Source organism: Streptomyces sp. NPDC058877, from assembly GCF_042742855.1.
Taxonomy (GTDB): domain Bacteria; phylum Actinomycetota; class Actinomycetes; order Streptomycetales; family Streptomycetaceae; genus Streptomyces.
The window spans coordinates 8741-17744 of the sequence record NZ_JBHYMF010000143.1 but is presented as its reverse complement, the minus strand read 5'-3'; the positions used below and the strand labels follow the sequence as shown (position 1 = coordinate 17744).

The window sequence follows — 9004 nt, the reverse complement described above, 5'->3', positions numbered from 1 at the left end:
TCACTACGCTGACCGCTGGGAGACCCGCACGAAGAGGAAGACCATGCCGTACCGCATCGACCGCATCGAGAACCTGCTGAGCGAAGGCGTCCGCGACAAGGTCTACCCGGGCGCGGTGTGGGCCGTCGGCGACTCCGGCGGAGTCCGGGCGATGGGCGCCACCGGCGTCCTGGACCCCGACGAACCAGACGTGCGGATGCGCCCGGACACCGTCTTCGACGCCGCCAGCCTCACCAAGATCCTCGCGGTCTGGGCCTCCGTCGGAGCCCTGTGGGAGGACGGTGTCCTCAACCTCGACGCCCCGCTCGGCACCTTCTGGAACGAGGTCAACGGCCACCCCCTCGGCGCCGTGACCGCCCGACAACTCCTGACCCACACCGCCGGCCTCCCCCTCCGGTCCCAGCTGAAGAACCTCTACGGCACCGACCCCGCCAGCATCCGCCGCGGGGTCCTGCACGAAGCCCTCAACCGGCCGCCCGGCGAAGCCGTCGAGTACACCGACCGGGCCGCCCTCATCCTCGGCTACCTCGCCGAACACCTCTCCGGCCGACCTCTCGACCAGCTCTGCGAGACGAGGACCTGGCGCCCCCTGGGCATGAACACCACCCGCTTCGGCCGACTGCCGACTGACCTCGCCGCCCGATGCGCCCCCACCGATCTCGACCAGGACACCGGAACCCACCTCAAGGGCACCGCCCACGACTTCTCCGCCCGGCTCCTCGGCGGCGTCTGCGGCATCGCCGGCACCTTCACCGTCCTCGAAGACCTGGCCGTCTTCCTCCGCTACATGCTGGACCACACCACCGCCCCCGCGGAGGCCGGCTTCGGCGCCGAGTGGAGCGCCCACTCCCTCACCGTGCAGACCAGCGGCCTCCAGCCCGAGCGCGGCCTGTTCTGGCACCCTGCCCCCGGCACCACCGACGAGCAGGACGTCTGGGTCCACTACGGCTTCACTGGCACTGGCATGTGGATCTCTCCCACCCAGGACCGGTGGGCGGTCCTGCTGACCAACAAGCTCTACTACACCCGCGACCGTCAGCCCCTGACCGACGTACGCAACGCCTTCCGCGGGCTGACGTTCGCCTGACACAAGGGCGGCTTCCTGGGCGAGGATTCGTGACCTTTCTGGACACGCGTGGCGAGAAGCATGCGCCGCCAACTCACTCCGATGGCCTGGAGCTTGAGAACCTGTTCAAGGGGGCGCGGTGCCGCGTAACCATCGCCAGCTCTGCTCCGCTGATCAGCCGAGTCAAGTCCATGATCACTTTTTGGACTACGCTGTGTCGTCGGACGGTGATTTTTGGTCATCATACCAAATGGCGGTGGATCATTCCGCGCATCAAGTGTTCGATTTCTTGCGGGCCCTCACACGAGGGCCCGCCAAGTGGGATCCCTCCGTGATCCGGCCTCCACCGCTCTCCAGGAGGTGCTTGGCATGCCTGAAGACGAAGGAAGCAGAGTGAGATCCAAGACGAGCGCTGCTGTCATCGCTGCGGCCCTGGCCGCCGGCTCCATCGTGGTCAGCGCCCCGGCCGCCTCGGCCAACACGTACTGCAGCTCCTCGGGCTACACGGAGGGGGGTTTCCCCAACCTGCGCTGCACCAAGCTGTCCAACGGTGTCCTGAGCCACGGCAAGCGTGACCTGTACCCGACGTACGGCACCGGCGTCTACACCACCTACTACAAGTCCGGTGGCTCCTCCGTCAGCGTCCGCCTCGGCTTCAACATGAGCGGATCCACCATCTACTCGTCCTACTTCACCATCAGCTCCGGCCAGACGGTGGCGAGGTCGTGGACGAAGAGCGCCAGCTCGCTGTGCCTGAACAGCGTCGGCATCCTGAACTACTCGGGCGGCAGTTTCCAGACGCCCGCTGCCCACTGCTGAACCAGCAACACGCGGGGCTCCGCCCTTGCCCAGGCGGGGCCCCGCGCCGCTCTGTTGATCTGACTTCAGCAAGGAACCGCCCGTGTTTACCGCCATCTTCCAAGACCACTACGGCTACCTCGTCGTATGCACTCTGGTCGCCCTCGTCCTCGGCGTCGCGGCCTGGCTACTCGCCCGCCGCCTGGGCAGTCCCCACGGCGTATGGTTCGCCGGCCTTGCAGCCACGGTTGCCGGGGTTCTCGGCGTCACCTTCATGGGCAGCGGCCCCGCGAGCGGCCAGTGCGTCATCAACCACGACGTGGTCGAGCCCTTCCGAACCACCCAGGGGCTTTGGAACCTCGCCATGACGGTTCCGCTCGGCTTCTTCGCACTCATGGCGGCCAGGCGCCCGCTGCCCGTCCTCGTCGGAGTGGTCGTCTTCCCTCTGGCCATCGAGGTCGTTCAGGCGGAAGTCGACGGCTTGGGACGGGTGTGCGACAGCGCCGACGCACAGATGAACATCCTCGGCGGTCTCATCGGACTCGCCGCCGCGATGCTCGTACTTCTCAAGCTCGGCACGATCGAGTGGAAGGGAGCCGCCAAGGCATCCCTGTTCGCCTCGCTCGGCCTTGCGCTGCTGGGAGCCGGTGTCGCCTACCCGGCCATGGCCTTCACCCACATCGACGGCACGGGCCTGTCGCAGGCGGACGACAAGCAACGTCAGGCCGTGGAGCAGGCGGTGAGGGAGGCGTTCGGCGACCGCTACGAACTGAGTCACGTGTACGACCAGCCCTGCACCGGAGCGCCGTGCCGGAATGTGGCCTTCACACTGCTGAGCCGGGACAAGGCACATCCGGAGCAGTTCGCGAACGGCACCCTTTCCTGGCCGGACAAGAACCGCTTCAACGTACTACTTCAGGACAGCGATCAGCCCAGCGTGATGGGCTATCCGGTCGCCGGCGCTAAGGCGCCGACCACGGACAAGATGGCCTACGAGGTGACTCAGGCATACATGCATGAGCGCTACCCGTGGGGCGTAGACGCCACCGTTCACAAGACGTATCCGGTGGGCGGGAAAGCCGAACTCGGGTGGATCACCAGCTGGCGGTGGGTCGACGACGGCGTTCTCATGCCCAGGATGCTGGACGTGCAGGTGAGCCGTTTCGGCACCGTCTCACAGGTAGACGTGACCCTCGGGCCGAAGCAACTGGACCTTGAAAAACCGCAGCTGGACACCAAGAAGGCGGAGTCACTGGTCCGAGAAGCGCTGGCGAAACAGCTCGCTGATCGCGGTGGCATTCCAGACGACATGACGATCAAGGCATTCACGCTCAAGGCCGTGCAGAGAGAGGGCAACTGGCGACCCACGTGGCTCGTGAACCTCTCGCAAGGCCCCCAGGCCCCGGCCCCCGACACCCAGGCGAGCGGCACGGCCGACCTCTGGCGTGTCGACGCGGTCAGCGGGCAGGTGTACGACGGCGCCGACCAGCCCTTGAAGGGAAACTGAACACGCTCCCTTCGCCCCCGGTCCGGGGCGACCGCAACTCGGTACCGACAGTCGGGTGTCGTCGAGGTAGTCGAGATGACCGACCCACCGCCGCTGAGGGACAGGCTTGCCTTCGCCCGCAACAGCGGCGGCGCTCGCGACGCCTTTCGGGTTCACGTCGTGAGCGAGTTCGTCGGTCGTGCCACAACGTGCCAGTAGAGGCGGTAAACAGCGGTCACCAGGGGACAACCGAGGAGGCCGGAACGAGACCATCACAAGGCATTTCCGCAGGTCAGGCACCATACGTAGCCCAAGTGCCGGGTGATTCCCAAGCTTATAGCGCGGGTTCGATTCCCGTCATCCGCTCTTGAACGAAGCCCCAGGTCAGCGACCTGGGTCTTCGCCCTTGTCTAGACCTCTCAGGGGTCTCCGTGCCCTCCGCGTGCCCCAACTCGCAGGAATATCCTGCCCACAGCGCCTTCGCGTGCCACCGGCACCCCTACTCCGCGAGCCACTCAAGGTGCCGCTCGACCTCGACGGAGAGGGTGGCCGGCAGGTCGCCCACTCACCCACACACCAGCCGCTGGACCTGGTGTCGCCCTCGACGCAAGGTCTTTCCTTTCGGACGAGGCTCTTAATGACAAGTAGTCCTTGCGATTTATCGGCGTGGGGTCCACACTGCCCCCATGACCGACAAGCCCCGCGCCCGAGCTCCGCAGGCCGCCCTGACCGACGCGCAGAAGCTCGAACTGGATCGGGCGAAGAAGGCCGCCGACGACGCCGTCGCGCACTTCCGTGAGACCGCTGGGCGTATCGCCGTAGACCTCGGCCGCGGCGGAGCGCCGGCCGTCGCCAGGCACATGGAGTGGACACCCCAGTACGCGTCCACCCTCGCCGCCGCCTACAAGGCCAAGCAGGCCGCCCAGGGCAGCGAGACCGAGGAGGTGGCGGCATGACGACCGCCCCCAGGCCGTCCGGCATCCCGCCCATGCCCGAGCGGAACACGAAGGCATTGCGCACCGCGATCGCCGAGCACACACCGCAGCTCCTCGCCGACTTCGACGCCCACTGGAAGTGGGCCATCGGCGACACACACGACATCGCCCCGGTACCGGCGTTCCTCGCCCAGTGGTGGGCCGAGTTTGCCATTGCCCGCGATCCCTCACTCGACCGGCACATCCACGACCTGGAAAGCCGGGCAGCCGACGCGTCGACGAACGCCGAGGCCACGCAGTTGCTCACGCAGGCCGCGCACCTTCGGCGCGAGGCGGGGAAGGCGGAGCCCGGCCAGTGAGCGACTTCATGGGGCCGCCCTGGCAGATGGACTGGGTCGATACGGCCCGGACCGCCCGCGACTCCCTGCCCAAGCCGGTACGCGACCTGATCGACGGCATCCGAGCCGAACTGGTCACCGTCGAGGACCCCTATTTCCGCGGTACCGACAACATCCCGGATCTCCCACCCGGCTGCCGTATCGCCCCGCTTCGGTCGACGGTGCCGAACGGACTGTACGTCTGCTACTTCGATCACGGCCGGGGCTGGATCCACTACACGTTCACCCGCCGCACCGCCGACCCGCAGATCATCGTCGAGGAGGTGTTCTGGCAGTGACCTGCGACAGCACCCTCACGCATCCAGCCGGCGCGGAAGCCGTGCCACAACGTGCCAGTAGAGGCGGTAAACAGCGGTCAACAAGGGTCGCACCGAAGCAGCCGGAACGGCCCCGCCAGCGGTCGTATTCGCAGGCCAGAGACTGTGCGCCTACCCAAGTACCGGGTAATTCCCAAGCTTATAGCGCGGGTTCGATTCCCGTCATCCGCTCTTGAACGAAGCCCCAGGTCAGCGACCTGAGGCTTCGTCGTTGTCCCGACCTGTCAGGGATGCCCCTCCTGATCGGCTTCCTCGGCGACCTGCCGGTCAACGGCCGGATCACAAAGCGCGGGCACTCGGCCCGGCGGCAGGAGTGCCAGGCCAGACGGACGGCATCTCCTTCGCACCACCTCGCGGTCCGTGCCTCCGGGTCAGCGGGCGGGGAGCCAGCCCTGCTGGACCGAGCGGACTCCTGCCTCGAAGCGGCTGCGGGCGCCCAGGCGGTCCATCAGCTCGCTGGCCAGGCGACGGGCGGTGCGCGGCGAGACACCGAGTCGCTTGGCGATGGCCTCGTCGGTGTAGCCCTTGGAGAGGAGATCGATCACGCTCTGTTCCTGGGGGCTGAGACCCAGGTCGCTGACCTCGGCCGCCTCGCCCAGCGGCTGCGCACCCGCCCAGACATGCTCGAAGAGAGCGCAGAGCGCCGTGAGGGTGCCCTGGCCGGTCAGGACGACGGCACCGGCGGCCGTGTCGTCGCTGCTGACCGGGATCACGGCGGTGGTCCGGTCCACCAGGATCATCCGGGTGGGCAGCGAGGGAACGGTGCGGACCTGGCCGCCGAGTTCGGCGAGCCAGTTCACGTACGCGACGGTGTGGGGGCTGTTGCGCACGCTCTCGAGGTAGACGGTGCGCATCCGGACGCCGCGCTCCAGCAGGTCCCGGTCGAGGGGCCGGGCCGCCTCGATGTGCTCGGGCTTCTGTCCGCCGTCGGGCGCGAACGTCATGACCTCCTGCCGGACGTCCCGGGTCAACCGCGCCAGGCAGTCGCGGATCTGGTCGATGCCGATGAGCTGCTCGACTCCCGGGTGCGTGCCGGCGGGGCGCAGATCGGCGTACTCGGCGATGAGCTGGGCCGCGGCGGCGCGGGAAGCCTCGATCCGCAGCTGCTGGGCCGCGAGCTCCGCCTGCTGCCGCGCCATCACGATCTCCATGCCGATGTCCGGGGAGACAGCCCGCAGCATTCCCTCGTGTTCGCCGGAAGGGCGCAGCAGGGACAGCCCGCTCAAGGTGTCCAGGGCGTGGCGGATCTCCGTCTCCGTCGTCCCGAGACGCTCGGCGAGCGCGCTCACTCCTTCCTGCGGGTGCGCGAGCATGCTGCGGTACACGGCTTCCGACATGGCATCAAGGCCGAGTGCGGTGAGCATTCGGTTCCCCCCTTGTGACAGCTGGCGATCGTTCCAGCCCGCGATCATCGCACGAATGCGCGATTACGTCGCGCGAGCGGGCGGTGGACGGTTGCGGCCACTGCCGGAAACGGCCCCATTGATGAACTGTGAACCTGTTGGCCGTTTTGGGAACCTCGCTCCCATGCAGCTGATTCACGCCACGCTCAGGCCGCTCGGGCCGGACGCGGTACTCCCCCCATACCTGAGCGAGTTGGTCCTCTCCGCCGCCCGTGCCGAGGAGCGCGTCGAGCACGTGGTCACGCACGTCCACGCCCGACCGCATCCCGTCATCGGCGTCTTCCTCCTCGCGGACTCGCTGAGCGAGGCGGAGGCGCGCGCGGAGGCGCTCTGCCGCCGCGTCCTCAAGTCCCAGGCGTCCCTCGCGGGATGGGAACTCGTCAGCGCCACCGTGCCCTTGGTGGCTCCTTTCTACGAACTCCTCCTGTCCTCTTCCGACCACGGTGGACAGATCCGTCCACGGCCCTTTCCGTCCATCTGATTGCTCTTCCACCCCGTCTGAACTGCGACGAAGCTGAACTCGTCAGCCAGGGACACCACCCCGGACGACACCACCGGAGCCCAGCGCCACCGCGGGACGCGAAGCACCGGAAGCCAACTCACCTCGCAGAGAAGGACTATGACCATGCTTCGCATCTCCCTCGCCAAGGCCGCCGCGGTCGCCGCCCTCTCCCTCGTCGCACTCGGCACCGTCCACGGGCTCCAGTCCGAGCCGGCCGAGAGCCACTCCTCCGCCGCCTCCGTGACCGTCGTCGCCTCCGAGCCCAACGGCAACATGATCTGGGGCTGATCGCCGGGGCAGCACCCGACACTCACCTGCCATCGGCCCCCGTCCGGAGGAAGCACGCCGTCATGAAGTCCGTCAACTCCAGTCCCCGCTCGTCCCGGCGTCTCGCCGCAGCCGTTCTGCTCGTCGCCGGGCTCGTCGGATCGCTCGGCGCCTGCGCCGGCTCCGAACCGACCGCTCCTCAAGCCCGTACCGCGACCACCCCGACCACCGCGGCCACCCCGAACTCCGACGCCGACAGTGCGCACCACGCGCCAGCCGCCCAGGCGTCCCAAGCCCCCGAGCCCCTGGACACCGGACCGACGGGCCGGGCACCCGATGCCCTTCCGACGCCGAGCGCGGCCCCGGGCACCCCGCGCCCCTCGGGAACCCCGCAGAACCCGGCTCCCCCGGCGTCCGCCACCTCCCGGCCCACCACGCCCGCGTCGCACCACCCGTCCGTCGGGCAGCAGCGCCTTCCCGAAGGCCGGCTGACCGTGACCAAGACCGCGCGTCTCACCGTGGACATCACCGGGATGCCCGCCTCGCCGCGGTTCGTGCCCGGCGGCGCACCGGTGGAGTTCACCGTGACCATGCGCAACAGCGGTGACACCGACTACCCGCTCATCGCGCCCGTGGTCCGCTTCGACCAGTACGACGGGGGACTCGCCCCCCTCGGCTCGGTGGCCGGGCGCCTGGAGCGCCTCGACCCCGCCACCGGCGGCTGGCAGCCCGTCTTCCTGCCGCAGGCCTCGGGCATGGACTTCCTCCTCGCCGCGAGCGGCGGGGCGCCGCTGCCCAAGGGAGCCACGACGACGATCCGCTACCGGGTCGCGGTCGACACCGGTCTGCGCGCCGGAGTCACCGAACTCCAGGTGTACGCCGTTGCGCAGCCGGCCAATCAGCAGGCCGGAATGGCCGCGGCGAAGGTGACGATCGCGCCCTGAGTAGCACCGCCTGATCGACGGCACCGCCGTCGCCCGCACCGCTTCTGAACGACTGCTCCACCGCCGACCGCGCCCTCTCCGATCGAGGCGCCCGTCGACCGCGTCCTCTCTGATCGACGCGCCACCGTCGTCCGCGCTCCCTCCGATCGACGGTCCCACTGCCCGATCGCCGTGCCTTCCGCGGTGCGGGCCCCTCACTTCACCCGGCACGTGCGTGCCGAGGACTTCAGCCTGCCCACCGACAGGAGACAAGACGTGTCAAAGGTATCGATTCGCCGCACCCTGCAGGGAATGCTCGCCACCGCCCTGCTCGCTCCCGCCCTGATGCTGTCCGGCGCCCAGCCCGCCTCCGCCAGTGTGGGTTCCACGATCATGGGGATAGCGGAGCAGAACCTCGGCAACGGCCCGTGCGACACCAACAGCGCCGGTGGCTCCGGCTATTACGGAAGCTGCGGGGAGGCCTGGTGCGCCGACTTCGCGAAGTGGGTCTGGGCCCAGGCAGGCGTGGACGTCGGGGGACTCACCGCGGCCGCCGGAAGCTTCGGCCAGTACAGCGGCGGGTTGACGAGCACCCCGCACGTCGGTGACGCGGTGGTCTTCAACTACAACGGTGCCGGATACGCCGACCACGTGGCCCTCGTGAAGTCCATCAACTCCGACGGCACGATCACCACGGTGGGCGGCAACCAGAGCGGCGCCGTCACCTACGGCACCATCACGGCCGCCGGCTACTACAACAGCCAGCGTGTCAGCGGCTACGTCTCGCCGATCGGCGGAGTGGACCGGGACCCGTCGATGGCGGCGGGGATGTCGCCGATCGTGGGTGTGGGCGACATCAACAAGACCGGTGTGGCGGACTTCGTGGCCCGCGGCACCGACGGCCACCTC

Annotated in this window: 11 protein-coding genes; 10 read left to right on the top strand and 1 reads right to left on the bottom strand. The window is 68.6% G+C overall.

The features are described from left to right. Positions 1–43 precede the first annotated feature (43 nt). From ACFW2Y_RS26570 to ACFW2Y_RS26545, 6 genes are all read left to right on the top strand, one after another. The gene (locus ACFW2Y_RS26570; RefSeq protein ID WP_384884149.1) at positions 44–1087 is read left to right on the top strand and encodes a serine hydrolase domain-containing protein; all 1044 of its coding nucleotides are present in this window, start codon (positions 44–46) and stop codon (positions 1085–1087) included. A 372-nt stretch (positions 1088–1459) separates the two neighbouring features. Then, complete coding sequence (locus ACFW2Y_RS26565) at positions 1460–1885, top strand: hypothetical protein (protein ID WP_384884144.1); 426 nt, start codon at positions 1460–1462, stop codon at positions 1883–1885. Between the two features lie 82 nt (positions 1886–1967). Next, a complete protein-coding gene (locus ACFW2Y_RS26560) occupies positions 1968–3371 on the top strand; it encodes a VanZ family protein (protein WP_384884141.1) in 1404 nt (467 codons plus the stop codon). 665 nt (positions 3372–4036) lie between these two features. Next, complete coding sequence (locus ACFW2Y_RS26555; RefSeq protein WP_037920736.1) at positions 4037–4306, top strand: hypothetical protein; 270 nt, start codon at positions 4037–4039, stop codon at positions 4304–4306. Continuing rightward, on the top strand, positions 4303–4644 hold the full coding sequence (locus ACFW2Y_RS26550) for a hypothetical protein (RefSeq protein WP_384884137.1): 342 nt from the start codon (positions 4303–4305) through the stop codon (positions 4642–4644). Before ACFW2Y_RS26555 ends, ACFW2Y_RS26550 begins: the two co-directional genes overlap by 4 nt. Further along, on the top strand, positions 4641–4961 hold the full coding sequence (locus tag ACFW2Y_RS26545) for a hypothetical protein (RefSeq protein WP_236647607.1): 321 nt from the start codon (positions 4641–4643) through the stop codon (positions 4959–4961). The genes ACFW2Y_RS26550 and ACFW2Y_RS26545 overlap by 4 nt, the downstream gene beginning before the upstream one ends. A 410-nt stretch (positions 4962–5371) precedes the next feature. On the opposite strand, the gene ACFW2Y_RS26540 is transcribed toward ACFW2Y_RS26545, so the two are convergent. Continuing rightward, entirely contained in the window at positions 5372–6364 is a 993-nt protein-coding gene (locus ACFW2Y_RS26540; RefSeq protein WP_384884134.1) for a LuxR C-terminal-related transcriptional regulator, read from the bottom strand. 163 nt (positions 6365–6527) lie between these two features. Here ACFW2Y_RS26540 and ACFW2Y_RS26535 point away from each other — a divergent pair, with 163 nt between their 5' ends. The 4 genes from ACFW2Y_RS26535 to ACFW2Y_RS26520 all read left to right on the top strand — a co-directional run. Further along, a complete protein-coding gene (locus ACFW2Y_RS26535) occupies positions 6528–6884 on the top strand; it encodes a hypothetical protein (protein ID WP_384884132.1) in 357 nt (118 codons plus the stop codon). A gap of 144 nt (positions 6885–7028) precedes the next feature. Further along, positions 7029–7193 (top strand): hypothetical protein, encoded by a 165-nt coding sequence (locus ACFW2Y_RS26530; protein ID WP_384884129.1) that lies wholly within the window; start codon positions 7029–7031, stop codon positions 7191–7193. Positions 7194–7255: 62 nt separating this feature from the next. Beyond that, positions 7256–8116, top strand: a complete 861-nt coding sequence (locus ACFW2Y_RS26525) for a hypothetical protein (protein WP_384884126.1) — start codon at positions 7256–7258, stop codon at positions 8114–8116. A 231-nt stretch (positions 8117–8347) separates the two neighbouring features. Then, a partial coding sequence (locus ACFW2Y_RS26520; protein ID WP_384884146.1) for a CHAP domain-containing protein occupies positions 8348–9004 on the top strand: 657 nt, incomplete at its 3' end.